Origin of the sequence: Chryseobacterium joostei, assembly GCF_003815775.1 — a bacterium.
GTDB lineage: Bacteria > Bacteroidota > Bacteroidia > Flavobacteriales > Weeksellaceae > Chryseobacterium > Chryseobacterium joostei.
In genome coordinates this window covers 3,845,367-3,871,807 of sequence record NZ_CP033926.1, presented here as the reverse complement: position 1 = coordinate 3,871,807, position 26,441 = coordinate 3,845,367, and the positions used below count along the sequence as shown (strand labels likewise).

Here is a 26,441-nt window from a genome sequence, read left to right as displayed (position 1 = left end):
GAATATTTTAAAACAATCTGTTATTATTTTGCTCTCAGTCTTTCTTTGATAGCTTCAATGTTCTTCTTGGCAGAATCTTCCAGAATAAGGCTTGCACTCATGTGGATCCTTGCTGGCATCAATTCATTAAAGTGATCTGTTCCTTCCCAGGAAACTTTTTTGATTAACGCTAATGCATCACTGCTTCTAGATGCCAATGTCTGTAAGAATTTCTCCAGTTTCTCATCCATTTCCTGAATATTCTCTGAAACGGAATGATAAACATTATGCTGTTCTGCCCATTCAGCAGATCTAAAGTCTGCATCAATTGCCATTGCGGAGAATTGTGATTTCCCAATTTTTCTTTCTACATAAGGCCCAATTACAAAAGGCCCTATTCCTAGGTTGATCTCTGTAAGTGCTAATGCAGAATCTTTTGTTGCAAAGCAGTAATCTGCACCACAAGCAATACCTACTCCACCTCCTGTGGTTTTTCCCTGAACTCTTACCACAACTATTTTTCCGCAATTTCTCATGGCATTAAGAACTTTTGCAAAACCACCGAAAAACTTTGTAGAAGCTTCCAATTCTTCAATTGCCAGAAGCTCGTCAAAACTTGCTCCTGCACAGAACGCTTTTTCGCCTTCACTTTTTACTAAAATAGCCTTTACCTCATCCTTAGCTCCTTCTTCTAAAATGGTTTGAGCCAGTTTTTCTAAAATTGCTCCCGGAAGAGCATTGCTTTTTGGGGTTCCGAAAGTGATTTCGGCAATATTATTTTTAATTTCTGATGCTACAAATTCGTTCATTTTTATTTTTATTGGATTCTTACAAAAATACTAAATACAGTGCTTTTAGAGAAACTTAAGCGAGGTAAATTCAATAGAAAATGTTTAAAGACGAACATTATTGGAAATGAATATGGAAGATAGATGCAAGGAGTCTATAAATCATTATACGTAGAAATACGGAATGCTCAATTTGGTATTTTCTACTCTAGTGCTGCTTTTCTATTAGTTGTTCCTTTGGACTAAGAAATAAACAATTAAAGATTAAAACTATTTACTATGGACGAATACATTGGAATCATTAAGTTATTTGCAGGAAATTTTGCACCAAGAGGATGGATGTTCTGTGATGGGAGATTACTTAGTATTGCTAACTACTCAGCAGTTTTTTCTATTTTAGGCACCACATACGGTGGTGATGGGAGAACAACATTTGCTCTTCCCAACCTTAAAGGGAAAATGGCTTTGGGAGCAGGAGCCGTATCTTCGAACGAAAACTATCCATTGGGAGTTGTAGCAGGAACAACCCAAACTACTATTTTAGCATCAAATCTTCCGAGCATTGGGGCAGGCTTTCAATTTAAAGTTGCCAACCAAAATGCTAACAGTGTAACTCCTACTGCATCATCATCTGTGGCTATTACAGGAACACCGAACGGAAGAGTCTTTACACCTGTTCCAAGTTTTATAGATGCTGATCCTGATACCGCAATCAATAGTAAGTCCATTACTTTTATCGGGCAGAATCTTCCTATGAATAATATGCCTCCTTATCTTGGATTGAACTATATCATCTGTGTGGAAGGAATTTATCCTCCACGAGATTAATATTTTGGACAATAACCATAACCTAATTTAAATCAAAAATCATGAAAAGCACTACTTTTTTAACCATTTGTAGTCTGCTCATTTCAATTTTGTCATTTGGGCAGACTAGTACAGAGCAATTTGAAACAGAATCTTCCGGAAGCCACAGCTTTACAGACAATGGGGTTATATTTAATATTACCTCCTATGTATCTACGTTTGAAGTTGTTAATTTCCCAGGAACAGGATGGAATGGTACAACTGCTGACAACAGATACATTGATAATACTCTAGGTGTAGGTGTTGCCAACCCATCTTTCAGTATAAGAACCACTTCAAATTTGTTTAAGGCAAATAAATTTTGGGTCTATGTAGCAAACCAATACAACAATCAGAATACTACGGGTACGCTTACTGTAACTGGAAGACTGAGTGGAATTACAAAGTTTAATGCTATAAAAAGCAATAACTTTGCAACATCCTTAGGCACTACCAACGGCTATACTCTCATTGATCTTACTAATCTGAATGGAATAAATTATTCAAACATCATTATAGATGAGCTAAGATTAACCTTAGGCGGAAATTTTTATTACATTGGATTGGATGCCTTTACATGGGTAAAAGACAGCGGTGTAGTACTGGGCACATCTGAAACCAAAGTTTCTCAAAAAGCCTTTACTATTTACCCTAATCCAACCAATGGCCCACTTTCTTTAACAACAGAAAAGGGTACAGAAGCCAAAATTTATGGTCAGGATGGTAAACTGCTGAAAAGCATTCAAACCCAGAAAGGCATAAATAAAATTGATGTTTCAGAATTTCCAAAAGGAGTTTATTACATCAAAACGCCCAATGAATCTACTAAACTTATTAAAAACTAATATTAAGAAATCACACATAAGTGCTTGTTCCCCATAAAGATTCTAATTCATAAATGACAATTCCCTTAACTAATGTTTAAGGGTTTTGTTTTTAATGCTACAATGTATTTATCTATATAGAGTTGCTTTTCTTTAGACTTGTACTGCTGGATGTATCTGGGATGCTCCAAAACAGTCATTGTATCAAACAATTTTGCTTCCTTATTGAGTTTTGAAATAAATTCTGCATTCTTTTTACCCAAAATGAAAACCTCTGAAGTATCCAGATTCAGGCTGATATGTTTCTTTAAGGAATCTATCATAAAGTCCTTTACTGCTGCAAACAATTCTTTATCGTCATAATAATTGGCATTGAGCCATCCATTCTTTGTTTTTCTTACAATAGCCAGCGGGAAAGGTGAATTGATATAAATATCTTTGTAAAACAGGTCTGCACCACCATAATCTTCAATCATGTCATACATAAAAACAGAGGAAACTTCGTGGGTATGGACAGACTTCATTTTTATTCCACAAACGCTTTCCAGCCTTTTCGTATCGGTAAACGGAACACCTGTAACTCCTGCACCATGACGGCTGGGGTTAATTCCAATGATGAATTTTCTTTTGTTGGAATCATTATAGTATTTGTGATAAAACTTTTGCATAACCTCCAGCGTTTCCGGATTATTCATATAGGGGTTCAATACCTCAAAACCATCGGGAAGATCTCCTGAATAGCTCAGATTTTCATTGAAAGTGATAACCTGATTTGCAAAAGTTTTATTCATCTATGTAGATTTATTTTAGAAAAACAAAGTTATCAGGCTGATCTGAAGAATCATCGTCTTCATCTTCATCATATTCTTCCTCTTCGGATAGCTCCAATTCTATATCGATAAAGTGAATATAAAGTCCACATATGTTATCCTGCTCATCGTAAGCAAAGTAAACGGGATATATTCCATCTCCTACTCCACTTGCAAATATGGGGATCTGATATTCTGTATTGGGAACCGTCCAATTAATCCAGTCTCCAAGATCTCTTTGGTTTGCAGGGTTTTCTTTATAGTTTTTTGCAAAAAGTTCTGCAAAATAATCATCATAAATATTGTCTACATCCAGCTCTGAAATAAATTTTTCTACATATGGAACTACTTCCGGGTCTGCAACACATGCTAAACCGGCATCTACGGTAAATCCAAAAAATTCTCCCTCATTGGTTCCGTCAAGTTCTTCTATTCCGATTAATGCTTCTCTGTAGATAACTGGTTCTTCTTTTGTAAACTCTACTTTTACAGCTGCATATCGATCACCCCAGTCCTCTAGCTTTACCACGGCAATTGATACCGGAAAATTTCCTTTAGGCACATCCACAAAATAGGGCTTCTCCTTTGCATTTAAATACACAAGCGGATCTCTTACAATTACTTTTCCTGATGGCAGGGAAACATTTCCTATTTCCATCACTTCCATCTTCTGATCCATAATTTCCTCTGAAGTAAAATACGTTTCAATATCTACAGGAGATATAAGAGTATTTTTTACTTCTTCCCATTTTTGCATCCAGTTGTCGTCCATTGTTCAATATTTTTTTGAATTGATTTTAATCCTGAAAGTAATGAATAAATATAAAGCCGTGAAATATAGCGGAGGCTTTTAACAAAAGATTATTAAAACAAAGCAGCAAATCTGATGAAATGCTGCTTTATGTATTGTTACTAGTTAAAATTGGGTACACTAAGAACCTGCACATATTACACATGCTGCTGCAAGGTCTGGCCATCTTCCGGGGATACAACATACTCCCGGAGGACAAGAATGAGGAGTACAGGACCAGACTGGGCCGCCTCCTTTAAGAGATCTCAATTCATTTCTTGAAAGTTTTTTTAAGTTTTTCATAGTCATTAGTTTTGATATTCTCTCCTACTCTATATGCTTTTCGGATTTCGCCTATTAAAGTTACTATTTTTTAATTAAAAGCTTTATAATTAATTGATATGATGAAAGTTCCCATTCCATCATATAAAAAAGCAGCAAATTATTTCTAAAATGCTGCTTTCTTCTATTTTTATTTTGAATTAAATTAATCCAAACTGTTCAAAATGATGGGTAAAATGCTTTTTGTGCATCAGCTCCCACATTTCCTTGTTCAGTTTTCCAAATACAAAGTTCAGATGTTCTGCCTGCGGATTTTCTTTGTAATAAACCACAAATCTTTTCAGATTATCAATGAATGACTGTTTTGCAGCATCCAGATTCTTGTATACAGGTTCCGGAAGTGAACCATCCTGTGGTAAAAACGGAGCGATAAAATCTTTTGGCATTTTTCGGTGGTTGTAAAGAGAATCCTGATATTTTTCAATATTCTCTTCCGGAGTAAAGCATTTCTCAGCTTCAGGTTCTCCTAAACTTACCAATACCCCTTGTTCAAGGTGCTCGATCATTTGCTGTGGAGACATTTTACCCCATAATGCAGGAGTTTTTTCCGTTAATCCGTTTAGGATCTTTTGAACATTCTTCACACTCAGATCAATGAAAGGAGATTGCTTTGCCACCAATGTTAAGATAGTAGCTACACAAACTACCTCATCTCTTTGGTTTACAACCTCAACTAACCATTTTACAACTCCTGAAGGGATATTTCTTCCTTTTACTCCTCTGTTTATTTTCTCTTTTGCTGTCAGATAAACCGTAATGGTGTCACCTGCATATACCGGTTTGAAGAAACTACATTCTTCTAATCCATAATTAGCAATAACAGGTCCTTTTTTACCGGAAACAAATAATCCTGCCGCAGCTGAAAGAATAAAGTATCCGTGAGCAACTGTTTTATCAAAGATTGTTCCCGTTAAGCTTGTCGCATCGGTATGAGCATAGAAATGATCCCACGAAACATTGGAGAAGTTCACGATATCTGCATCGGTAACGGTTCTTCCTGCTGTTTCTAAAGAGTCTCCCACTTCAACTTCCTCAAAGTATTTCTGGAAAGGATGCTTGTCTGAAAACTTCTTCTCTGCCCCTTGCTGATAGATCTTGGTAATTGCTTTCAGAACATCCGGAGATCCCTGAATAGCTGTTTTTTGCAGGAAGAAATGTAGGCCGCTTAAACCACCCATTTCTTCACCGCCTCCTGCTCTACCAGGCCCTCCGTGCATTAATGTCGGAAGTGGCGAACCGTGTCCGGTACTTTCCTTGGCGTTATCTCTGTTCAACACAAAGATTCTTCCGTGTTGGGAAGCCATTTTCCATGATGTTTCTGCAATAAAGTTTTCATCATGAGAAATGATGGATCCTACCAAGCTTCCTTTTCCTCTTTTTGCCAGTGCAGCTGCTTCTTCAGCATCTTTGTAAGGCATTAATGTAGATACCGGTCCGAAAGCTTCTACATCATGAGAGATATTTTTTTCAAAAGGCTTGTCATTCAAGAATAACTTAGGACTCATAAATGCTCCGTTTTCATAGGATGCATCTACAAGTTCATGTTTTCCATCGTATACAAGCTCTGTTTCTGATTTTAAAATGTTTACTTTTCTTAAAACCTCTTCATATTGCTGTCTTCCCACCAAAGATCCCATTCTTGTTTCTCTGCTTAATGGGTTTCCTATTTTTGTTTGGTCTAAAGCTTTTGATAGAGCGCTCTGAACATCACCAATTAAATGTTCAGGAACAATAATTCTTCTGATGGCCGTACATTTCTGACCTGCTTTTGTGGTCATTTCGTTACGAACTTCTTTGATGAATAAATCAAACTCAGGAGTTCCCGGCTTTGCTTCTAATCCAAGGATTGAACAATTCAGGGAATCTGCTTCCATATTGAAACGAACTGCATTTCCTGCAACGGATGGAAGAGACTTTAGCTTTCTTCCTGTAGTGGCAGAACCTGTAAACAATACAGAATCTCCATCCTGAACATAATCCAGAATATTTCCAGGCTCTCCGCACACTAATTGTACAGCGCCCTCGGGTAATACTCCACTTTCAATCATATCCTGAAATACCACATTGGTAAGGTAAGAGCCAAAAGGTGATGGCTTTACAATGGATGGTACTCCTGCTAACAATGATGTGGATAACTTTTCTAACATTCCCCAAACAGGAAAGTTGTAGGCATTAATCTGTACAGAAACTCCTTCACTTGGTGTTAAAATGTGAGTTCCCAAATGGGTTCCGTTTGCAGAAATCTTCTGAGTATCGCCATCTACCCAAAACGGGGTATTAGGAAGCATTCTCTTCGCCAATCCTGAATAGGTAAAGAAAGTTCCGAAACCTCCTTCAATATCCACCCATGAATCAACATGTGTAGCTCCTGTTTTATAAGATAATTCGTAATATTTTTTCTTTCTTTCCAGTAGGTAAAGCGCTACTTTTTTCAACATTTCTCCACGATCATAGAAAGTCATAGAAGAAAGGTTTTTATATCCTACAGTTCTACCATAATCTAGAGCCTGTTGAAAGTTTAGTCCCTCTGTATCGGAAACTGCTACCTGTTCTCCTGTTACGGCATTGTATAAAGGAATTCCTGCTCCGGTTCCCTCTACCCATTGTCCGTAGATATAGTTTTTTAGTTTTTCCATAAAATATTTTATACTTTAATTTATCAATGCATCAATTTAACAATCTACCCATGAGATTCTTACTTCGTTCAGGGTAACATTAAATAATATAATTGTTAGATTTTTACATTGTTATATTGTTACATTTATTTCGGTTCCTGATAGGGAAACTTCTTCACCAATCCTTCATATAAACTTCTGTGAAGAATGGTTGCATGGTTGTCTGTTTCCATCATTTTATATTCAATTGTCCAGTTTTTCTTATTGGATTTTTTAAGAACATCATACCAGGCTTCGGCATCTTTTACCATTACCGGATGCTCTCCTTTTCCTACAGAAACATAAACGAACTTTTTAGTATCCGGAGATTTTGAAAGTAATTGAGGAGCTTGTTTTAATAAACTTTCATCGTCCCACCATAAACTTGGGCTAATGATGAAGTAGTTATTGAACATTTCAGGTTTTTTCAATAGAATTTCCGTTGCCAGAAGCCCGCCCAATGATTGACCAAACAAATATTTATCTGTTGTTTTGAACTGGGTTTCTATGTAGGGTTTTAATTCTTTTTCAAGAAAAGTGATGAACTTGTCTGAATGTCCTGTTGTAGGGTAATCTTTTTGTAAATCCTTTAGATCTGTATGGAATGTGAAATCTCTTTTTCTGTCTATATTCGCAATTCCCACTACAATTGTTGCAGGCATCGAATACATTTGATTAAAGAACTGCACCAATCCCGAAACATGGATAAAATCTTCGTTCATACTTCCATCCAGAAGATAAATAACAGGATAGGATTTTGTTTTATCAAATCCTTGAGGAAGATAAATATTCAATGTTCTTTCTTCATTTAAAACCTTGGATTTTAACGTCCTTACTTCACCAATGGTAAGTGGTTTTGTTGTTTCTGTCTGTGCTGACACTGTAAAGTTAACAGCAAACAGAATACTGCATAATATGAAAGCTTTCTTTATCATGTTTAATTTTATAGTTATTATTTTATATCATCCCAGATACTGTAATCTACCACTTTCGTAGGAGTTTGCTGTACATATTCTGTAAATGGCTCACAAGGTAATATTGCTTCTTTTCCTTCTCTTGCCAATTCCTGATATAACTTTGTTCCCTCAGTCTTCCAATGAATCATTTCATCGGAAACATCACGGATAACCTTTGCAGGGCTTCCTACAATCAGTTTTCTGGGTTCACATCTAAAGTTGGCGGGCACAAAAGCCAATGCACCAACAATGCTTTCGTCACCAATGTATGCCTTGTCCATCACCACAGAGTTCATTCCGATTAAGCAATTTTTTCCAATGTGACCGGAGTGAATGATCGCTCCATGACCAATATGTGCAGATTCTTCCAGAATTGTTTCTATATTGGGGAAAACATGCAGGGTACAATTTTCCTGAACGTTAGCTCCATCTTTAATGATAATTTTCCCCCAGTCACCACGGATAACTGCATTAGGGCCGATATAGACTTCCTCACCAATTTCCACATTTCCGATTATAACGGCTTGTGGATGGATATAGGCAGAAGATTTTATAATAGGACGGATACCGTGATATGAATAGATGTTCATAAAAATTCTTGTTAAAAATTTTATTTAATAATGTATCTTAATTAATGTAACAATGTATCAGTTTACCAGTCTAGCAATAAATACGTTACATTATTTAAAAAATTATACTTTTTCAATAACCATTGCATATCCTTGTCCGACACCGATACAAAGGGTACATAATGCATATTTCTTATCTTGTTTCTGAAGCTCCATGGCTGCTGAACCAATAATTCTTGCACCGGAAACCCCTAGTGGGTGACCGATAGCAATAGCTCCACCATTTGGATTTATTCTTGTATCATCATCCTGTAAACCTAAGCTTCTTGTTACTGCTAAAGCTTGTGCAGCAAAGGCTTCGTTTAACTCGATGACATCCATATCATCAAGGGAAAGGTTTAATCTTTTTAAAAGCTTTTGTGTAGCTTCTACCGGTCCAATTCCCATGATTCTAGGTTCTACACCCGCTACTGAAGATCCTAAAATCTTAGCCTTAGGTTTTAGTCCATATTTTTTTACAGCTTCTTCACTTGCAAGAATCAAGGCTGCTGCTCCGTCATTCATTCCTGAAGCATTTCCGGCAGTTACCGTTCCTTCTTTTCTGAAAGCCGGACGAAGTTTTCCTAATACTTCCATTGATGAAGTTGGCTTAATAAATTCGTCTTTTTCAAAAACGATAGGATCTCCTTTTCTTTGTGGGATTTCAACTTTTACAATTTCTTCAGCCAGTCTTCCATTTTCCTGAGCTTTTGTTGCTTTTTGCTGAGACCATAAGGCAAATTTATCCTGATCCTCTCTGTTGATCTGATGCATATCAGCAAGGTTCTCTGCAGTTTCACCCATACCATCAACACCATACATTTCTTTCATTTTCGGGTTCACAAAACGCCATCCGAAAGTTGTATCATACATCTGACTGTCTCTTCCGAAAGCTGCGCTTGGTTTTGACATCACGTAAGGAGAACGCGTCATGTGTTCTACTCCACCTGCAATATATATTTCTCCTTCTCCTGCTGCAATGGAACGGAATGCATTAGCAACGGCAGACATTCCTGAAGCACAAAGTCTATTTACCGTTTCACCTCCAATCTTATAAGGAAGCCCAGCTAATAAAAGTCCCATTCTGGCTACGTTTCTGTTATCTTCACCTGCTTGGTTTGCACATCCGAAAATAACATCCTCAATTTCCTCAACAGGAACTTCAGGGTTTCTTGCCACCACTTCTTTGATAACAATGGCGGCCAAATCATCGGCTCTTACTTCTGATAGTCCTCCTTGTAGTTTTGAAATAGGAGTTCTTACATAGTCTATGATGTATACGTTGTTCATAATGATTTTAATGTAACAATTTAGCAATCTAACAGTGTAACAATTATCGATACATTGTCATATTGGTTATTGATTTTTATTTAAACTTGTACTTAATATTTGATATATACCTTTTCAAATCTCTGCATCTTTCATTGAAAATGATAGCTTTTAGAATGCTTACAGAGATAGAGCCAATATTTTGTTTCTTCTACTTTTTTAGCCGTAATTTTATTTACCAATTATTAGATCAGTAAATGATTACATTACGACATTGAGCCTAAAGATCTATTACTTTCTTTCCGATTTTATAGACTGTTCCGACAAATTTTGCAATCAGCTCATCATTTTGATTGGTGATTTTAATGTCATAAACAGCTGTTTTTCTTGTATCATTTACCAAGATACTTTCTGCCCTGAAAGTATCACCCTCTTTTCCTGCCTTGGTAAAATTGATGATACAATTCAAGGCTACGGCGGCATTTCCCGTATTGTTGGAGGAAAATGCCAGCGCAGAGTCAGCAAAAGCAAACGTAACACCTCCGTGAACTGTTTTAAGCCCATTGATCATATCCTTTTTGATGGGCATTTCTATCAGGCAATAATTTTCTTTTACTTCAATCATTTTGATATTCATCCATTGGGAAAAATAATCCTGATTGAACATATAATCTGCAACTTGTCTTGGATTCATTTCTATAGGTTTGTTATTTCTTCATATAGCTCATCAGATAATCTGTCGTACACATTCATCGTTTTACCCAGAATAATCTGCTCGTATGAAAGATCTTCTGATTCTGATAAATTTTCCGAGAGATAAGATGCATTTAAATCAATTCCACTTTCATTGGCTAATCTTTTGATCAGCTCCTTATATTTCTCATTAAACTTTCCGAGTAGTTCAAGCCTTTCTGATTCATCAATAGATGCTGCTTCCTGAGTTAAATACTGCTTTTCAATGGAAAGCCTTACCTCCAATTCATCCCTGAATTCTTCTATATTCATTTTTTAATGTAACTATTTAGCCATCTATCAGTTTACCAATATCATACTTTGACAAGCTCAGCGTAGCTCCGTTATAATATTGGTAAACTGATACATTGGTACATTTTATAGTTTACGAAGCAAAGGGCTTTGTCTGTACCTTTCTTCCTGATATTCTTCGTAAAGATTCTGCAGCGTTTCAGAGATTTTTGAATATCCGATTTCTTTTCCCCAGCTTAATAATCCTTTTGGATAATTTACACCTTTCTGCATTGCCAATTCGATATCATCATCATTTGCAACGCCTAATCTTTTAGCTTCTACAGCTTCATTAATCAACATTGAAATGATTCTTAAAAAAATCTGCTGATAAAGAGCATCATCTTTTTGGGCTTCAGGTTTTACCGCTCCTTCATTATAGTCATAAAAACCTCTTCCTGTTTTTCTTCCGTGAAGTTTTGCCTCAGACATTCTCTGTTGCAATAGAGATGGTTTGTATTTCGGATCGTAGAAATAATCTTTGTAAACAGTAGTTGTTACAGCAAAGTTAACGTCAACTCCAATAAGGTCCATTAATTCAAAAGGTCCCATTTTGAAGTTTCCAAGGGTTTTCATTGCTTCATCTACCTGTTCCGGTGTTGCAATGTTTTCTTCAACAATCCTTAATCCTTCACCGTAATAAGGGCGGGCAATTCTGTTAACAATAAATCCTGGAATATCCTTAGCAAAAACAGGTGTTTTCCCCCAGTCTTTCATGAGGTTGTAGATTTTTTCTGCTAACGTTTTTTCTGTTAATAAAGAGGGAATTACTTCCACTAACGGCATCAAAGGAGCCGGATTGAAGAAGTGAATTCCGATGAAACGCTCCGGTTTCTTTAATTCTGCACCAAGAGAGGTGATGGAAATGGATGATGTATTGGAACCAATGATACAGTTTTCAGATACATAGGTTTCAAGTTCTGTAAAAACCTTGGTTTTGATGTCTTTATTCTCAATGATTGCTTCAATAACCAGATCAGAATCTTTTAAATCCTGCAGGGTTTCACCTTTAGCAATATTGTTTCTGATTTCTGTAGCTTTTTCCTGAGAAATCTTGCCTTTTTCGGCAAGTTTTTGAAGTGTTTTCTCTAAGCCTGAAAGTGCTTTATCTATTTGTGGAGCATTGGCGTCAAATAAAACGACCTTGCATCCTGCTGTTGCAGCCACCTGAGCAATTCCAACGCCCATGGTTCCTGCCCCAATAATTCCAATATTCTTCATTTTTGTACAATGTAAAATGTACAATGTAAAAAGCATTTAACTGTACATTTTACTTTCTACATTGTACAATTTTTTTATTTTCCTTTATAATTAGGTTTTCTTTTCTGTAAAAAGGCATTTACTCCCTCCAGGAAGTCTTCTGTTTCTGCAGCTTCCTGCTGTAGATCTCCTTCAAGTTCCAACTGCTCTTTCAAAGTGTTTGTATAAGATTGAGCAAAAGCTTTTTTCGTCAGTTTAAGGGCTGCTGTTGGCATGTTTGCCATTTTCTCAAGAATCTCCATTGATTTTGGTCCGAATTCTTCTTCGCTGAAAACCTCAGCAACAAGACCGTAAGATTTAGATTCTTCGGCAGATAATTTTTTACCTGTGAAGGCTAAATAATTCGCTAATTGTCTACCTAAAAGTTTCGGTAAGAAATAAGTTCCTCCTGTATCAGGAATCAAACCGATATTTGAAAACGCCTGTGAAAAATAGGCTTTGTTGTTTGCCAATACAAAGTCGCAGATTAATGCTAACATAGCACCTGCACCTACTGCTGGGCCGTTTACCAATGCAATAACCGGCTTTTTACAACGAGTAACTTCGGTAACCAACGGATTGTAGTAATCTACCACAATTTTTCTGATGATATCCTGATCATGGTGCTCTTTACCAGTCACGAAAGCTTCATCCAAATTCTGACCGGAGCAAAACGCTCTTCCTCTTCCGGAAATGGCAACACATCTTACAGTTTCATCATTACTGCATTCTTTCACAAAATCTCTCAAGTCTGCCAAAGCAGGCTTTGTAAGAGCATTCATTGTTTCAGGCTGATTAAGATATGCTATTTTGAGCTTCCCGTCAAAATGCGATTCAATATCGAGTTGTGTATACATAAAAACATCTATTTAAGTTCAGATAAATATAATAATTTAACAGTATAACAATGTAACAATTTACCAATTAGAGTGCGAATATTTCAATGCTATGCATTATTGGTGTGATTAGATTGTCATATTACTAGATTGCTACATTTCTTAATGGCATTTAAAATAATCAAACGGCTCCAGACAGTCTAAGCATTGATAAGAAGCCTTACACAAGGTAGACCCGAATCTGCTGATCTGTTTGGTATGCTCAGAACCGCAACGTGGACATTTTTTCGGTTTTCCGATATGATGTTCGTCTGCTCCTTTTTCAGGAGGCGTGATCCCGTAAACCCTAAGTTTTTCTCTTGCTTCATCCGTCAACCAGTCTGTTGTCCAGATAGGAAACATTTTGGTCACCACCTTTGCATCCCATCCATTCTCTTTCATCATTTTGATAATATCCTCTTCAATGGTGAACATTGCAGGACAAGCGGAATAAGTAGGCGTAATTATTACTTCACAAGTATTTTCACCTGTGATTTGTGCGTCTCTTACGATCCCTAATTCCACAATATCAATGACCGGAATTTCCGGATCTGGGATTGTTTTTAATAAGTTTAATAAATCGTTCATTATTATCTGAGATTTACCTCATTTTTTCTACCATGTACATCCCGGATACGCTCTCTGCATATACTGAAGTTCACAAAGAATAAATCCAAAATATTCTGTATGATATCCTGTTCTTGATTTTGGCTGCATAAACGGATTCGCTGGATATTCTAATCCAAAATCCTGAAAGTCTTTCTCTGTAATGGCAACGAAGTCTTTGTATAACTCATCAACATTAGGAACGATATTTAAAATAGCTAAATCATCTTCTCCGTCTACTTTTGCGAATAATCCTTTTGTATATTCCCAGATATCTTCAATTGCTTTTTCTAAACGAGTTTTGCTTTCTTCTGTTCCCTGAGCAAAAATTTTCATCCAGGATGCAGCATGGGTATAGTGATATCTTACTTCTTTCAAAGATTTCTGAGCAATTGCAGAAAGTTCTTCATTAGCAGAATTAGATAATGCTTCATACATCAGCTTTTGATAGACTGCAAAAACATACACTTTCAAAATAGTTTGTGCATAATCTTCATTGGGAAGTTCTACCCAGTGTGCATTTAGATATTCATGTTCGTATCTTAGGAAAGCCAAATCATCCTCACTTTTGCCGTTATCAATCACCCTGGAAGCATAAACGTAAAAGTTGTTAGCCTGTCCAAGTTCATCCAAAGCAATGTTCGTTAATGCAATATCTTCCTCCAGATAAGGACCTTCACCGCACCATGCAGACAAACGCTGTCCCATAATGAAACTGTCGTCTGCTAGTTTTAATAAATAATTATATAATGGGTTCATTTTTTTACTTTTTGTAAAATGACTCAATGAAAAATGTATTAATGATTTGTAAAAGAACCGTTCAAAGAAGCTGTAATTTTACTTTAATACGTTTTACATTAATACAATTTTCTACATATTTTTTACATCGTTTGGAATATCATAGAAAGTCGGGTGACGGTACAATTTGTCATCAGCCGGATCGAAGAAAGCTTCCTTGTCTACTCCTTCTGAAGTCACAATATATTTACTTGGAACTACCCAAACTGAGGTACCCTCTTTTCTTCTCGTATAAACGTCTCTTGCATTTTGCAAAGCCATTTCTGCTGTTGGTGCCTGTACTATTCCAACGTGTTTGTGAGATAATCCCGGTTTAGTTTGAATAAACACTTCCCACATATCTAAATTTGCCATAGTCAAATTAATTAAACAATGTATCAATGTACCAGTTTATCAATGAAATTCTTCGCTTTACTAAGAATGACAAATTGATTGTTACATTTTTACATTGGTATATTGTTACCTTATTATATTACTTCTTTTTGTTGTTTTTCTGCAAAAGCTGCAGCTGCTTCTTTTACCCAAGAATTTTCTCTTTGCGCTTTTCTCTTCGTTTCGATACGCTTTTTATTACAAGGTCCATTTCCTTTTAAGATTTCCATGAATTCATCCCAAGGAAGTTCTCCAAAATCGTAGTGTTGTCTTTCCTCATTCCATTTCAGATCTTTATCAGGAATTGTTAATCCTAAGAATTCTGCCTGAGAAACGGTAACGTCAATGAATCTCTGACGAAGACTGTCATTACTTTCTCTTTTTACTCTATAATTCATAGAGATTTTAGAGTTTGGTGAACTGTCATCATTAGGTCCAAACATCATTAAAGCCGGCCACCAGAAACGATTTAACGAAGCCTGTGCCATTTCTTTCTGTTGTTTTGTACCACGGCAAAGTGCCATAAGAATTTCATATCCTTGTCTTTGGTGAAAGGACTCTTCTTTACAGATTTTCACCATCGCTCTTGAATAAGGGCCATAAGAATTCCCCATCAGCATTACCTGATTCATGATAGCGGCACCGTCTACCAACCAGCCGATGGCACCAATATCTGCCCAGCTTAATGTAGGGTAATTAAATATACTTGAATACTTGGCTTTCCCTTCCAGCATATCTTCATAAGTGGCATCTCTATCTGCTCTGATCGTTCCGTTTCCTAACGTTTCTGTTGCAGAGTATAAATATAAGCCATGTCCTGCTTCATCCTGAACCTTAGCCAAAAGAGCCATTTTTCTTCTCAATGAAGGAGCTCTGGAAATCCAGTTTGCTTCCGGCAACATCCCGACAATCTCAGAATGTGCATGCTGCGAAATTTGACGAACCAATAATTTTCTGTAATCATCAGGCATTACATCTTTTGGTTCTACTTTATTTTCGTCGTGAACGTATTGAACAAATTTTTCTAAGTCCATAATTTTTTCAATTTAGCAATGTATCAGTTTACCAATGTACCAATGATTGTTACACTGGTAAATTGTTATATTGTTACATTAATTTTTTAAACATCATAATTAAGCATCACCACATTCGTTGTCGGGTGACATTGACAGGTAAGAACGAAGCCTCTGGCTACTTCATCTTCGGTAAGCGCATAGTTTTTCTCCATGAAAACTTCTCCCTCCAAAACCTCTGCCTTACACGTACAACAAACTCCTCCTTTGCAAGCAAAAGGCACAGGAAGATTGTCTTTCAATGCTTTATCTAAGATACTCTCTTTTTTGGAATTAAGGTGGAACGAATATTCATCATCATCAATGATTACCGTTACCATACTTTCAATATTGGCAATTGCTTTGAATTCATCACTCATCTCCTCTGTATTTTCTTCATCCGGAGCAGTGAAGTATTCAAATAAAACCTGAATTGCAGGCACTTTTTTATCCTTTTTCAGATAATCAGCAATCCCTTTAATCATTTCTGAAGGTCCACAAATGAAATAGGTAGCTTCTTTTACATCAATATCTGTATATCTTTCAAACAGCTGATCTAATTTTTCCGGAGAAATTCTTCCTTCAAAAACAGGATCCTCATGTTTTTCTCTACTTACGAGATATACCACTTTAAGTCTTCCGTTGAAATGTTCTACCAACTTATCAATTTCAGCCTTTCTCAAAATATGATTCATACTTCTGTTGCTGTAAAACAGATACGCATTACTGTTAGGCTCCTGATAAAGACTTTCTTTAATATTGGATAAAACCGGAGTGATACCGCTTCCTGCCGCCAGGCCAACATACGTTTTTACGTTTGTCGGGTGATAAGAAGTATTAAAACCGCCCATTGGAGGCATTACTTCCAGGATTTCATCCATATGAAGATGCTCATTGAAATATCCTGATACTTTTCCACCTTCCAGTAATTTTACCAGAACCTCCAGCGTATTACTCTTTTCGCTTGGAGCATTGCAGATAGAATAGGAACGTCTTTCTTCATTTCCGTTGATCATCATTCGGAAATTCAGATACTGCCCTTGTTTGAACCTGAACTTGTCTTTCAGTTCCTCCGGAATTTCTACCGCTACACTCACGGCTTCGGAAGTATCTTTCTGAACTTTTACAGTTTTAAGTTTATAAAATGAGTTCATTATTTTTTTAGTATTCTATTAATTTTTCCACCTTCGCACTTCGGCAAGCTGTCCTGGGTATGAATTTTCACTTTTGTGGTGATCCCTACCCGTTTTTTGATTTCGTTTTCTATATTTTTTCCGAAGCTTCCGACAAAATTAAAATAATCATCGGTATTTGCTTCTATTTTTTGAGTGCTTACAAGATCATCCGCAATTTCTACATCAATATCTAAAGCTACACACATTTGTTCTTTTTCAATCGGAGTCAAATAGTAATTAGGAACCACTCCTTTTACATGGGAGAATGCTTCTTCAATCTGGCTTGGATAAACATTCACTCCTCTTACGATCAGCATATCATCTGCTCTGCCAACAATCGGTTTCATTTTCACCATTGTTCTTTTGGCATTTTCATCGTAATAAAGGCTTGTAATGTCATTAGTCCAGTAACGTAGAAGTGGCATGGCTTTTTTCGTTAAGGTAGTAATCACCAAAACTCCTTCTTCTCCAAAAGGAACCGGTTGCTTGGTAATTGGATCTAAAATTTCAGGATAGAAATGATCTTCCCAGATGTAAGAACCTCCTTTCTCTTCAAAATCCTCCATGGAAACTCCAGGGCCAATAATTTCACTTAAACCATAGATATTGGTTGCATGCACTCCCAATCTTTCCTCAATATGCCCTCTAATGATCTCCGTCCAAGGTTCTGATCCTAACACCGCATATTTAAGACTAATTTCATCTGCCGAGATTCCTCTATTAGCAAACTCATCAGCAATGGTTAAAGCATAAGATGGTGAGCAACAAATCACTTCAGGTTTAAAATCCAGAATCAAATCCACCTGTCTCGCAGTCATTCCTCCGGAAATAGGAAGAACACTCATTCCCAGCATTTCTGCACCATAATGAAGACCTAGCCCCCCTGTGAAAATTCCATAACCATACGCGTTATGCAACTGCATTCCCGGTCTGGCTCCTGCAGCGTGTAAAGATCTTGCTACCACTTCACTAAAAAGATCTACATCTTCCTTAGTATATCCCACCACCGTTGGTTTTCCCGTTGTTCCGCTTGAGCAGTGAATTCTCTGAAGCTCACTTTTTGGAACGGTAAATAAACCAAACGGATAATTATCTCTTAAATCCTGTTTGTAAGTAATCGGAAGCTTCGTGATATCTGCAATCGACCTTATATCATTGGGAGATATTTCCAATTCATCAAGTTTTCTTTTATAAAACTCTGATTTCTCTCCTAGATAACCGATTAAATTAATCAACCGGTCAGATTGAAGCTGTCTCAACTGCCCCAGCTCCAGATATTCAACTGAAAAATCCATAAAACTAACTAACATTTGTTAGGTGTAAATTTAAAAAGATTTTGGTAGCTGGCAAAATTTTTATGATTTTCGTCATATTTTGAATGATTCTAAATAATAAAACACAAGCTAAACCACCATACTTTTGTATAAAGTACGATGAAATATGTATTAATGATTTCTTTTTGTCAAAGACTATGATTTTTGATTTCCGAGTAAGCCAAAAAGTATTTTTTCCCTTATCTCATCCGTAATTTTATCGGTAGAATCGCTGCTTCTCTTGAACCAAAAATAGGAGTTGTTAAGGGTATGAAGAATGAATCTCGTGGTAAATGATGGTGACTTTAGTTCCCAGTTTTCAGCTTTGTAAATTTCAGAAATTAATGCCTCAACTTCTTGTTGATAATTTTTTCTTAATTCTACAAATTCGGGAAGTCTTTCTTCAAGATGCCTCCATTCCACAGAATAGATATGGGTAACATCACGATTTTTAAGAACAACTGATAAATGTTTATCCAAAAATAAATCTAATTTTTCTCTTGGAACAACATCCGTATTTTTCACTTCCTGAAGCTCATCAAAAAACTCCTGCGCAATACCAAAACATACCCACTCCAGAATTTCTTCCTTTGAACGAATATGTGCATACAATGATGCTGCCTTGATATTAAGCTTCGTAGCCAAATCTCTTACTGAGCTTCCCATATAGCCTTTCTCCTTGAAAAGCTCTACTGCTACGTCTAATATTTTCCTTTGTTTTTCTTTAAGTTCCATCTGTAAAAATGCAAAAGTAGTTATTCTGTTAATAAAAAGTTGAAATTTAACATAGTGATTAAACAAATCTGATCATTTACAAATGTAGGTTCCGAGGTTGTTTTTTCAAATCTGACTATTTGTTCATGAATTTCAAAGGAAAATTTCAAGAATCGGAAATTTTGTCAAGTTAATTTTACGTTAAAAATAGTGAATTCGGAAATTTTGTCCATTTTTTTTGTAAATTTAATAATTGAACAGTTTTTGCGATACAGTCATCGAATAAATGATTAAATAATTGATGGCATTAAGAAACTGGGCCTGAAAATTTAGTTTCTTGATGTTTTTTAAAGCTAAACTTTGAACAAATCATTACCAAAAATATATAAAATATGAACTTAAACCAATATACTGTAAAATCACAAGAAGCCATCCAGGCAGCACAACAAGTTGCAATGGAATTCGGCAATCAAAGTATTGAACCTCAACATTTACTTGAAGGTATTTTTCAGGTAGATGAGAATATATCGCCTTTCCTACTAAAGAAATCTGAAGCTGATGCCAGCTTAGTAAGAGAGCGAAATCGTGAAAATTTAGAAAAGCTTCCTAAAGTACAGGGAGGAAATATTTATCTATCTCAATCGGCAAATAAAGTATTGCTGGATGCACCCAACATCGCCAAAAAAATGGGTGATGAATTTGTAACGATTGAGCACTTATGGTTAGCCCTTATTGAAACCAGTTCGGAAGTTTCTCAAATGTTGAAAGACATGGGAGTAACCAAAAAACTATTGGAAGGGGGGATTAAAGAATTAAGAAAAGGAAGTAAGGCAACCTCTGCAAGTTCAGAAGAGACTTATCAATCCTTAAATAAATATGCTAAAAACTTTAACGAGCTAGCAGCTGAAGGAAAACTGGATCCTGTAATCGGGCGTGATGAAGAAATCCGAAGAGTTCTACAGATTCTTTCCAGAAGAACAAAAAATAACCCTATCCTTATCGGAGAGCCTGGTGTAGGTAAAACAGCAATTGCTGAAGGAATTGCCCACAGAATTATCAGTGGTGATATTCCTGAGAATCTAATGGATAAAACTTTATATTCATTGGATATGGGAGCCTTAATCGCTGGTGCAAAATACAAAGGTGAGTTTGAGGAGCGTCTGAAATCTGTAGTGAATGAAGTCATCAAATCTGACGGACAGATTATTCTTTTCATTGATGAGATTCACACTCTGGTAGGTGCCGGAGGAGGCGATGGAGCAATGGATGCTGCCAATATTTTGAAACCAGCCCTAGCAAGAGGTGAATTGAGAGCCATTGGCGCAACAACCTTAAATGAATACCAAAAGTATTTTGAAAAGGACAAAGCATTGGAAAGACGTTTTCAGAAAGTAATGGTAGAAGAACCGGATACTGAATCTGCAATTTCAATTCTCCGTGGAATTAAGGATAAATATGAGGCTCACCACAAAGTAAGAATCAAGGATGAAGCAATCATTGCTGCCGTGGAAATGTCTCAAAGATATATTTCGGACAGATTTTTACCGGACAAGGCGATTGACCTTATTGATGAAGCTTCGGCTAAATTGAGAATGGAGATCAATTCAAAACCGGAAGAGCTTGATGTTCTGGACAGAAGATTAATGCAGTTGGAAATTGAATTGGCCGCTATTTCAAGAGAGGGCAACCAAACTAAAATTGACCATTTAAAGGAAGATATTTCGAAGATTTCTGAAGAGAGAAACGAGATTAATGCAAAATGGTTGAAAGAAAAGCAAAAAAGTGAAGATCTTACCCAGATCAAAAAAGATATCGAATCTCTGAAATTGGAGGCGGAAAGAGCTTCCAGAACTGGAGATTATGCTAAAGTAGCGGAAATCCAGTATGGAAAACTTCGTGAAAAAGAGGACCAGCTTGAAAAGCTTGAAATTGAAATGCAAAATCATCAGAACGAGCTTATTAAAGAGGAAGTAACTTCTGATAATATCTCTGAGGTAATTGCAAAATGGACAGGTATTCCTGTAACCAAGCTATTGCAATCAGAAAGAGACAAATTATTGAATCTGGAATCTGAACTTCACCACAGAGTTGTAGGACAGGATGAAGCTATTGGCGCTGTAGCTGATGCTATCAGAAGAAACAGAGCCGGATTGAGTGATGATAAAAAACCCATCGGATCATTCCTATTCCTTGGAACAACAGGAGTTGGTAAAACTGAGCTTGCAAAGGCATTGGCAGAGTTCTTATTTGATGATGAGAACAATATGACCAGAATTGATATGAGTGAGTATCAGGAACGCCATAGTGTTTCAAGATTGGTAGGTGCTCCTCCGGGATATGTGGGATATGATGAAGGGGGACAATTAACTGAAGCAGTAAGAAGAAGACCTTATTCTGTAGTGCTTTTAGATGAGATTGAAAAAGCCCACCCTGATGTTTTCAACACATTGCTTCAGGTTTTGGATGATGGTCGTTTAACGGATAATAAAGGTCGTGTTGTGAATTTCAAAAACTCAATCATTATTATGACTTCGAATTTAGGTTCACATCTTATTCAGGAGAATTTTGAAAATATCACTGACGAGAATCAGGATGCCATTGTGGATAAAACGAAGGATGAAGTTTTTGATCTTTTAAAACAAACCCTACGTCCGGAATTCTTAAACAGAATTGATGAAGTGGTATTGTTCCAACCTTTACGAAAAAAAGAAATTGGAAAAATCGTTCAGTATCAATTGAGAGGATTCAATGATATGTTGGCAAAACGTAACATTATCATGACTTTCACTCAGGATGCTGTAGATTATCTAATGGACAAAGGCTATGATCCTGCTTTTGGAGCAAGACCTCTAAAAAGAGTAATCCAACAGGAAGTATTAAATAAGCTGTCTAAAGAAATCCTTGCAGGAAATGTAAATGACGGTGACAGAATCACTCTGGATTACTTTGTAGAAACCGGATTGGTTTTCAGACCAACTGAACAATAAAATAAGAAAGTAGTTTTTTTCATATACATTAATTTTTGTAAGTAAGTGCTGTAGAGAAATCTTCAGCACTTATTTTTTCACAATTATCCAAATGTCGTGAAATATTATTATATTTATTATCCAAACAAATTAATAACTAAAACAAAATCAGTATGAAAAAGTTAAAAAGAAACGAATTGAAGAACATTGATGGCGGGGTGGCTTCTGCTTTAATTATGTGTGACGAGAACTGGAACTGCCCTACCGGCCTTTGCTGTACAGCAGGATTGGTTTGCAGGGATCCTAAAAAATATGGATGCATCTAAATGAAGCCGGAGATTTTCTCCGGTTTTTTTTATGAACTTATCATAGCTTCGTTTTCCTGAATATAAAATTATTCATACACAATCCGTAAAAACACGGTAAAAATAACGGTATAATTCCCTATTTAATAATCGTTTTTCTTTCAGATTTTTTACGAAATTTGCAGCAATATGGATATTCCATGATAAAACTAAGTTATGAATACAGAATCTACTAACGAAAAAGATCAACAAAGATCAGGAGCAATGTCAAATACTCTGATTAAAGCTCTTATTGACAATTATCGTCAAAACCACCTGACTGCCATTAATGATGCTTTAGGAATAGAAGATGCACATTCCATTTGGTTTGACCTTCCTAAACTGAAAAGCTTCATTGCATTGATAGAAAAAGAAGCCAGCAAAATAAATCCTGAGTGCACTGAAGAAGATTTGGGAATCAGATTTTATTATGCTGCCTATCCAAAAGTTGAGAACTGGGACATTATGGAGAACCACCCTGTTCCTCAGGAATATTCTGAAAGACATACATTGGTGATGATTCCAACACTGAAAAAAGAAAGTGAAGAGGGAGAAAAACTGGATTATGACTTCAATTCATTAACACAACAAAATTTAGCATTAAGCGCACGCGGCGTAGCGCCGAAAGATGATGACGGAGATATGGGAGAAAACCAAGGAACCCTAACCCCTCCAGGCAACCCTAAAACACAAAAGTACTAATCTTGCTGTAAAATATTTTATACTACTAATAAACAATGACTGAGTTCCAAAAGTTTTTCTTACAATTCATGTATGTTGGGGAAGGAATTGCTGCTTTAACTTCTCTTATTTATTTTAACCGCGTAAAAAAACAATATTGGAAGTATTTGGCATTATATCTTATTGCTATTTTTTTGTGTGAATCTGCTGTAAAATGGGCTGAAAAACCTCTTCATATAGATAGAGTTAAGTTTTACAATTATTTTGTTATGCCATTACAATTTATCTTTTTTTATTGGTTGTACGCCAAAAAATCACTAAAAAAAACAACTCTATTTTACATTTTTGCCGCCATCTATCTCTTGTCATTCATTCCCAATGCTTTATTCTTTTCAAATAACAAAGTAGTATATTCCTTTAATTATACTTTTGGATGCCTATTTTTAATGGTACTTGTTATTATGGAATACTATAAGCAGGTAAATTCGTCTGAAATTTTAAAGTTCAGTACAAACAAAATGTTCTATATCAATCTGGGAATAACACTCTTTTATATTGGAACCCTTCCATTTATGACATTTATGTCGCTTCTTTGGGAATATAGAAATATTTGGGACTTATACTTTGCTTATTTCCAGATTTCAGGAGCTGTAATGTATCTTTTATTTGCAAGTTCATTCATATGGGGAAAACAGAGCTTTTAATTACGATCATTCTTTTCAACACATTTTTTTTAATGTTTGTTGTTGCTGTAGCCATCTACATAAGAAACTACAGACAACGTAAAAAGGAGTATCTGAATGAAATTGAAATGAAAAACGAAATTCATCAAAGAGAACTTCTGGCTACCCAACTGGAGATCCAGCAGGCTACCATGCAACAAATCGGACGTGAGCTTCATGATAATATTGGTCAAAAGCTGACCTTGGTAAGTTTATATGTTCAACAGATGCTTTATGAAAATAAAGTTCCTGAAGCAAGCGAAAGAATTGATCAGGTATCACAAATCATCAACCAATCTCTGCAAGACCTCCGAAGCCTTTCGAAGACATTGACCGATGATAATATCAATCAAAAGGAAATTGTAACTTTAATTCAGGAAGAGGTTGATAATACCAATTCCTTAAAAAAGTGCAAGATCACTTTTGAACATAATTTTAATCAACTTGATCTAGGCTTCGTTCATAAAAATGTTCTTCTCAGAATCACACAGGAATTTATTCAGAACAGTATAAAACATTCTCAATGCAAGAATATTTTTATCAGTTTAAATACTTCTGAAGACATCCTATGGGAGCTCAACATTCATGATGACGGAATCGGATTTGATACCGCCCATACAAAATCCAATGGAATTGGTCTTACAAACATGAAAAACAGGGCACAAATTATAGGTGCCGATTTTAAACTTGAAAGCCAGGATCACAAAGGAACGCTCCTTAATATCACCTTAAAAAAACAACCATGAAAAAATCTATTGTAATTGTTGACGATCACATCCTTATTGCCAAGGCTCTTGAAGGGATTATTGATAACTTTAATGAGTTCGAAGTAATTTATGTATGTGAAAATGGAAAAGACCTGATTCAAAAATTTGAAGAGGGAAACCCAATTCCTGATATTATCCTTTTAGATATCAGTATGCCAATAATGGACGGTTTTGAAACAGCCGCGTGGCTTGCCAAGCACCATCCCAATATTAAGGTAATGGCGCTCAGCATGCAGGGAGATGATAACAGTGTGATTAAAATGATCAAAAATGGAGCAAAAGGATATCTCTTAAAAAACACTCATCCAAAGGATCTGGAAACAGCGCTTACAAGGTTGGATACTGATGGTTTCTTTTACCCGGAATGGGCTTCAAAAATTATATTTTCCAATTTCAATAAAGATCAGGAAGCAGAAATCACAGTAAAGATTTCTGACCGCGAAAAAGAATTCCTGAAATATACCGTCACAGAGCTTAGCTACAAAGAAATTGCAGACAGAATGTGCTGCAGCCCCAGAACTGTTGAAAGCTACAGGGATCAGCTTTGCGATAAGCTTGATTTAAAGACGCGTGTAGGACTGGCAGTTTTTGCCATTAAAAACGGCTTTGCCAATTAAAATTTTACATTAAAAAAATTCTACAAAAACACAAAATCACTTAATTGTATACATTTAAAAATACACTTAAATGTGAAATAAATAATTCAATCATTAAAATTAGTTAAAACTCAATATAAACCGGTTAAAACCAATTTATAATCAATAAAACCATTCATTAAATAAGAATAATTCAAATAAATTAGAAAATAATTTGCATATCAATTTTAAATAATATAATTTCACATCCTCAAACCAAAATAAAAGATATGAAAAGATTATTATTTGGAGTCCTTGCATTGGGCTTTATGTCTGCGTGTAACAACGACAGTGTAACTAATCAAAATGAAACTTCGGCAGATAAGGAAATCTCATCTACTTCTGCGCTAAAAAGGAATTGTCCATCAGAGGACATGAGACAGGAAGCCTTGGAAAAAGATCCTGCATTGAGACAAAAAGTTGCAGAAATAGATGCTAATGCTGAAAGATTTGCCAATAACTTAGCACTAGGAAAAGTACTTGCAGATGGTACAGTTGAAATTCCTGTAATAGTAAATGTAATCTACAAAACAGCAGCACAAAATGTTTCAGATGCCAGAATTGCAGAGCAAATTGCAATACTAAACGCCGACTATAGTGGAACAAACAGTGATGTTTCAAGCATCCCAACTGAGTTTCAGGCTGTAAAAGCCGGTGATGTAAAAGTGAAGTTCAGATTGGTAAATACCATAAGAAAAACCACAACCAAAACATCATGGAGTAAGTCTGACAGAACGAACAACACCATGAAGAAAGCCTCTACAGGAGGAATTGATGCTACCAACCCTACCAACTACTTTAATATTTGGGTAGTAGGCAGCATGCCGGATACTCAAGGAGAAATCTTAGGTTATGCTACTTTCCCAGAAGACGCTGGTACGTGGAAAGACGGTGTAGTTATTGCCGCTCCATTCTTTGGTAAAACCGGAACATCTGCTCCTTTCAACTTAGGAAGAACAGCAACACATGAAGTAGGACATTATTTAGGTCTTAGACATATTTGGGGAGACACCACATGTGGTGATGACTTAATTGCAGATACTCCTACTCAAACAACAGCTAATACAGGTAAACCAACATATCCGCTTTACAATACTTGCTACGGGGTAAAAAGATCTGTTATGTTTATGAATTATATGGATTACTCAGATGACAATTCATTATATATGTTTACTGCAGGGCAAAAAACAAAAATGCAATCTGTAACAGCTTCTTCTGGCGCAAGATCAGGATTAAGAGTTTACTAATAAATCACACCATTTAAATAATATTTAAAATCTATTCCGCATTTGGG

Annotated in this window: 28 protein-coding genes; 9 read left to right on the top strand and 19 right to left on the bottom strand. The window is 36.1% G+C overall.

Annotated elements, in window-relative coordinates; genetic code table 11:
- Positions 1-23 precede the first annotated feature (23 nt).
- Positions 24-788 carry an enoyl-CoA hydratase/isomerase family protein gene (locus EG359_RS17730; protein WP_076357286.1) on the bottom strand — a complete coding sequence of 255 codons (765 nt, stop codon included), beginning with the start codon at positions 786-788 and terminating at the stop codon, positions 24-26.
- A gap of 258 nt (positions 789-1,046) precedes the next feature.
- On the opposite strand from EG359_RS17730, the gene EG359_RS17725 reads away from it, so the two are divergent.
- Positions 1,047-1,595 carry a phage tail protein gene (locus EG359_RS17725; protein WP_076357288.1) on the top strand — a complete coding sequence of 183 codons (549 nt, stop codon included), beginning with the start codon at positions 1,047-1,049 and terminating at the stop codon, positions 1,593-1,595.
- A gap of 41 nt (positions 1,596-1,636) precedes the next feature.
- The gene (locus EG359_RS17720; protein ID WP_076357290.1) at positions 1,637-2,458 is read left to right on the top strand and encodes a T9SS type A sorting domain-containing protein; all 822 of its coding nucleotides are present in this window, start codon (positions 1,637-1,639) and stop codon (positions 2,456-2,458) included.
- 65 nt (positions 2,459-2,523) lie between these two features.
- On the opposite strand, the gene EG359_RS17715 is transcribed toward EG359_RS17720, so the two are convergent.
- The 18 genes from EG359_RS17715 to EG359_RS17625 form a co-directional block, all read right to left on the bottom strand.
- Entirely contained in the window at positions 2,524-3,228 is a 705-nt protein-coding gene (locus EG359_RS17715; RefSeq protein ID WP_076357292.1) for an SMUG2 DNA glycosylase family protein, read from the bottom strand.
- A gap of 10 nt (positions 3,229-3,238) precedes the next feature.
- On the bottom strand, positions 3,239-4,018 hold the full coding sequence (locus tag EG359_RS17710; protein ID WP_076357294.1) for a DUF4241 domain-containing protein: 780 nt from the start codon (positions 4,016-4,018) through the stop codon (positions 3,239-3,241).
- 159 nt (positions 4,019-4,177) lie between these two features.
- Positions 4,178-4,339, bottom strand: a complete 162-nt coding sequence (locus tag EG359_RS22655) for a bacteriocin-like protein (protein WP_174567040.1) — start codon at positions 4,337-4,339, stop codon at positions 4,178-4,180.
- A 179-nt stretch (positions 4,340-4,518) separates the two neighbouring features.
- Entirely contained in the window at positions 4,519-7,014 is a 2,496-nt protein-coding gene (paaZ, locus tag EG359_RS17700; protein ID WP_076357296.1) for a phenylacetic acid degradation bifunctional protein PaaZ, read from the bottom strand.
- A gap of 125 nt (positions 7,015-7,139) precedes the next feature.
- Positions 7,140-7,967 (bottom strand): alpha/beta hydrolase, encoded by an 828-nt coding sequence (locus tag EG359_RS17695; protein WP_076357298.1) that lies wholly within the window; start codon positions 7,965-7,967, stop codon positions 7,140-7,142.
- A 17-nt stretch (positions 7,968-7,984) separates the two neighbouring features.
- On the bottom strand, positions 7,985-8,578 hold the full coding sequence (locus EG359_RS17690; RefSeq protein WP_076357300.1) for an acyltransferase: 594 nt from the start codon (positions 8,576-8,578) through the stop codon (positions 7,985-7,987).
- A gap of 102 nt (positions 8,579-8,680) precedes the next feature.
- Entirely contained in the window at positions 8,681-9,886 is a 1,206-nt protein-coding gene (pcaF, locus tag EG359_RS17685) for a 3-oxoadipyl-CoA thiolase (RefSeq protein WP_076357302.1), read from the bottom strand.
- A gap of 259 nt (positions 9,887-10,145) precedes the next feature.
- Complete coding sequence (locus EG359_RS17675) at positions 10,146-10,559, bottom strand: PaaI family thioesterase (protein ID WP_076357304.1); 414 nt, start codon at positions 10,557-10,559, stop codon at positions 10,146-10,148.
- A 2-nt stretch (positions 10,560-10,561) separates the two neighbouring features.
- Entirely contained in the window at positions 10,562-10,870 is a 309-nt protein-coding gene (locus EG359_RS17670) for a hypothetical protein (protein ID WP_076357306.1), read from the bottom strand.
- Positions 10,871-10,975: 105 nt separating this feature from the next.
- Positions 10,976-12,109, bottom strand: coding sequence for a 3-hydroxyacyl-CoA dehydrogenase NAD-binding domain-containing protein (locus EG359_RS17665; RefSeq protein WP_076357308.1), 1,134 nt, complete (start codon positions 12,107-12,109; stop codon positions 10,976-10,978).
- A 74-nt stretch (positions 12,110-12,183) separates the two neighbouring features.
- Positions 12,184-12,984 carry an enoyl-CoA hydratase/isomerase family protein gene (locus tag EG359_RS17660; RefSeq protein ID WP_076357310.1) on the bottom strand — a complete coding sequence of 267 codons (801 nt, stop codon included), beginning with the start codon at positions 12,982-12,984 and terminating at the stop codon, positions 12,184-12,186.
- 141 nt (positions 12,985-13,125) lie between these two features.
- On the bottom strand, positions 13,126-13,590 hold the full coding sequence (gene paaD / locus EG359_RS17655) for a 1,2-phenylacetyl-CoA epoxidase subunit PaaD (protein WP_076357312.1): 465 nt from the start codon (positions 13,588-13,590) through the stop codon (positions 13,126-13,128).
- Between the two features lie 27 nt (positions 13,591-13,617).
- Positions 13,618-14,367, bottom strand: coding sequence for a 1,2-phenylacetyl-CoA epoxidase subunit PaaC (gene paaC / locus EG359_RS17650; RefSeq protein WP_076357314.1), 750 nt, complete (start codon positions 14,365-14,367; stop codon positions 13,618-13,620).
- Positions 14,368-14,478: 111 nt separating this feature from the next.
- Positions 14,479-14,760: a 1,2-phenylacetyl-CoA epoxidase subunit PaaB gene (paaB, locus tag EG359_RS17645; protein WP_039364405.1), complete on the bottom strand. Its 282-nt coding sequence runs from the start codon at positions 14,758-14,760 to the stop codon at positions 14,479-14,481.
- A 113-nt stretch (positions 14,761-14,873) separates the two neighbouring features.
- Positions 14,874-15,812: a 1,2-phenylacetyl-CoA epoxidase subunit PaaA gene (paaA, locus tag EG359_RS17640; protein WP_076357316.1), complete on the bottom strand. Its 939-nt coding sequence runs from the start codon at positions 15,810-15,812 to the stop codon at positions 14,874-14,876.
- A gap of 86 nt (positions 15,813-15,898) precedes the next feature.
- The gene (locus tag EG359_RS17635) at positions 15,899-16,984 is read right to left on the bottom strand and encodes a 2Fe-2S iron-sulfur cluster-binding protein (RefSeq protein ID WP_076357318.1); all 1,086 of its coding nucleotides are present in this window, start codon (positions 16,982-16,984) and stop codon (positions 15,899-15,901) included.
- The gene (locus EG359_RS17630; RefSeq protein WP_076357320.1) at positions 16,984-18,300 is read right to left on the bottom strand and encodes a phenylacetate--CoA ligase family protein; all 1,317 of its coding nucleotides are present in this window, start codon (positions 18,298-18,300) and stop codon (positions 16,984-16,986) included. The genes EG359_RS17635 and EG359_RS17630 overlap by 1 nt, the downstream gene beginning before the upstream one ends.
- A 174-nt stretch (positions 18,301-18,474) precedes the next feature.
- The gene (locus tag EG359_RS17625) at positions 18,475-19,053 is read right to left on the bottom strand and encodes a TetR/AcrR family transcriptional regulator (protein ID WP_076357322.1); all 579 of its coding nucleotides are present in this window, start codon (positions 19,051-19,053) and stop codon (positions 18,475-18,477) included.
- Positions 19,054-19,424: 371 nt separating this feature from the next.
- Here EG359_RS17625 and clpB point away from each other — a divergent pair, with 371 nt between their 5' ends.
- The 7 genes from clpB (at position 19,425) to EG359_RS17595 (ending at position 26,394) form a co-directional block, all read left to right on the top strand.
- Positions 19,425-22,019: an ATP-dependent chaperone ClpB gene (gene clpB / locus EG359_RS17620; protein ID WP_076357324.1), complete on the top strand. Its 2,595-nt coding sequence runs from the start codon at positions 19,425-19,427 to the stop codon at positions 22,017-22,019.
- A 152-nt stretch (positions 22,020-22,171) separates the two neighbouring features.
- Positions 22,172-22,324: a hypothetical protein gene (locus tag EG359_RS22525; RefSeq protein ID WP_164463079.1), complete on the top strand. Its 153-nt coding sequence runs from the start codon at positions 22,172-22,174 to the stop codon at positions 22,322-22,324.
- A gap of 195 nt (positions 22,325-22,519) precedes the next feature.
- Positions 22,520-23,044 carry a hypothetical protein gene (locus tag EG359_RS17615; protein ID WP_076357326.1) on the top strand — a complete coding sequence of 175 codons (525 nt, stop codon included), beginning with the start codon at positions 22,520-22,522 and terminating at the stop codon, positions 23,042-23,044.
- A 35-nt stretch (positions 23,045-23,079) separates the two neighbouring features.
- A complete protein-coding gene (locus EG359_RS17610; protein WP_076357328.1) occupies positions 23,080-23,727 on the top strand; it encodes a hypothetical protein in 648 nt (215 codons plus the stop codon).
- Entirely contained in the window at positions 23,706-24,491 is a 786-nt protein-coding gene (locus EG359_RS17605) for a sensor histidine kinase (RefSeq protein WP_076357329.1), read from the top strand. Before EG359_RS17610 ends, EG359_RS17605 begins: the two co-directional genes overlap by 22 nt.
- On the top strand, positions 24,488-25,129 hold the full coding sequence (locus EG359_RS17600; RefSeq protein ID WP_076357331.1) for a response regulator transcription factor: 642 nt from the start codon (positions 24,488-24,490) through the stop codon (positions 25,127-25,129). Before EG359_RS17605 ends, EG359_RS17600 begins: the two co-directional genes overlap by 4 nt.
- Positions 25,130-25,377: 248 nt before the next feature.
- Positions 25,378-26,394, top strand: coding sequence for a zinc metalloprotease (locus EG359_RS17595; RefSeq protein ID WP_076357333.1), 1,017 nt, complete (start codon positions 25,378-25,380; stop codon positions 26,392-26,394).
- Positions 26,395-26,441 lie beyond the last annotated feature (47 nt).

Coding starts and splice junctions, on each gene's coding strand:
- EG359_RS17730 (WP_076357286.1), bottom strand. CDS start 788: ATGAACGAATTTGTAGCATCAGAAATTAAAAATAATATTGCCGAAATC.
- EG359_RS17725 (WP_076357288.1), top strand. CDS start 1,047: ATGGACGAATACATTGGAATCATTAAGTTATTTGCAGGAAATTTTGCA.
- EG359_RS17720 (WP_076357290.1), top strand. CDS start 1,637: ATGAAAAGCACTACTTTTTTAACCATTTGTAGTCTGCTCATTTCAATT.
- EG359_RS17715 (WP_076357292.1), bottom strand. CDS start 3,228: ATGAATAAAACTTTTGCAAATCAGGTTATCACTTTCAATGAAAATCTG.
- EG359_RS17710 (WP_076357294.1), bottom strand. CDS start 4,018: ATGGACGACAACTGGATGCAAAAATGGGAAGAAGTAAAAAATACTCTT.
- EG359_RS22655 (WP_174567040.1), bottom strand. CDS start 4,339: ATGAAAAACTTAAAAAAACTTTCAAGAAATGAATTGAGATCTCTTAAA.
- paaZ (WP_076357296.1), bottom strand. CDS start 7,014: ATGGAAAAACTAAAAAACTATATCTACGGACAATGGGTAGAGGGAACC.
- EG359_RS17695 (WP_076357298.1), bottom strand. CDS start 7,967: ATGATAAAGAAAGCTTTCATATTATGCAGTATTCTGTTTGCTGTTAAC.
- EG359_RS17690 (WP_076357300.1), bottom strand. CDS start 8,578: ATGAACATCTATTCATATCACGGTATCCGTCCTATTATAAAATCTTCT.
- pcaF (WP_076357302.1), bottom strand. CDS start 9,886: ATGAACAACGTATACATCATAGACTATGTAAGAACTCCTATTTCAAAA.
- EG359_RS17675 (WP_076357304.1), bottom strand. CDS start 10,559: ATGAATCCAAGACAAGTTGCAGATTATATGTTCAATCAGGATTATTTT.
- EG359_RS17670 (WP_076357306.1), bottom strand. CDS start 10,870: ATGAATATAGAAGAATTCAGGGATGAATTGGAGGTAAGGCTTTCCATT.
- EG359_RS17665 (WP_076357308.1), bottom strand. CDS start 12,109: ATGAAGAATATTGGAATTATTGGGGCAGGAACCATGGGCGTTGGAATT.
- EG359_RS17660 (WP_076357310.1), bottom strand. CDS start 12,984: ATGTATACACAACTCGATATTGAATCGCATTTTGACGGGAAGCTCAAA.
- paaD (WP_076357312.1), bottom strand. CDS start 13,590: ATGAACGATTTATTAAACTTATTAAAAACAATCCCAGATCCGGAAATT.
- paaC (WP_076357314.1), bottom strand. CDS start 14,367: ATGAACCCATTATATAATTATTTATTAAAACTAGCAGACGACAGTTTC.
- paaB (WP_039364405.1), bottom strand. CDS start 14,760: ATGGCAAATTTAGATATGTGGGAAGTGTTTATTCAAACTAAACCGGGA.
- paaA (WP_076357316.1), bottom strand. CDS start 15,812: ATGGACTTAGAAAAATTTGTTCAATACGTTCACGACGAAAATAAAGTA.
- EG359_RS17635 (WP_076357318.1), bottom strand. CDS start 16,984: ATGAACTCATTTTATAAACTTAAAACTGTAAAAGTTCAGAAAGATACT.
- EG359_RS17630 (WP_076357320.1), bottom strand. CDS start 18,300: ATGGATTTTTCAGTTGAATATCTGGAGCTGGGGCAGTTGAGACAGCTT.
- EG359_RS17625 (WP_076357322.1), bottom strand. CDS start 19,053: ATGGAACTTAAAGAAAAACAAAGGAAAATATTAGACGTAGCAGTAGAG.
- clpB (WP_076357324.1), top strand. CDS start 19,425: ATGAACTTAAACCAATATACTGTAAAATCACAAGAAGCCATCCAGGCA.
- EG359_RS22525 (WP_164463079.1), top strand. CDS start 22,172: ATGAAAAAGTTAAAAAGAAACGAATTGAAGAACATTGATGGCGGGGTG.
- EG359_RS17615 (WP_076357326.1), top strand. CDS start 22,520: ATGAATACAGAATCTACTAACGAAAAAGATCAACAAAGATCAGGAGCA.
- EG359_RS17610 (WP_076357328.1), top strand. CDS start 23,080: ATGACTGAGTTCCAAAAGTTTTTCTTACAATTCATGTATGTTGGGGAA.
- EG359_RS17605 (WP_076357329.1), top strand. CDS start 23,706: ATGGGGAAAACAGAGCTTTTAATTACGATCATTCTTTTCAACACATTT.
- EG359_RS17600 (WP_076357331.1), top strand. CDS start 24,488: ATGAAAAAATCTATTGTAATTGTTGACGATCACATCCTTATTGCCAAG.
- EG359_RS17595 (WP_076357333.1), top strand. CDS start 25,378: ATGAAAAGATTATTATTTGGAGTCCTTGCATTGGGCTTTATGTCTGCG.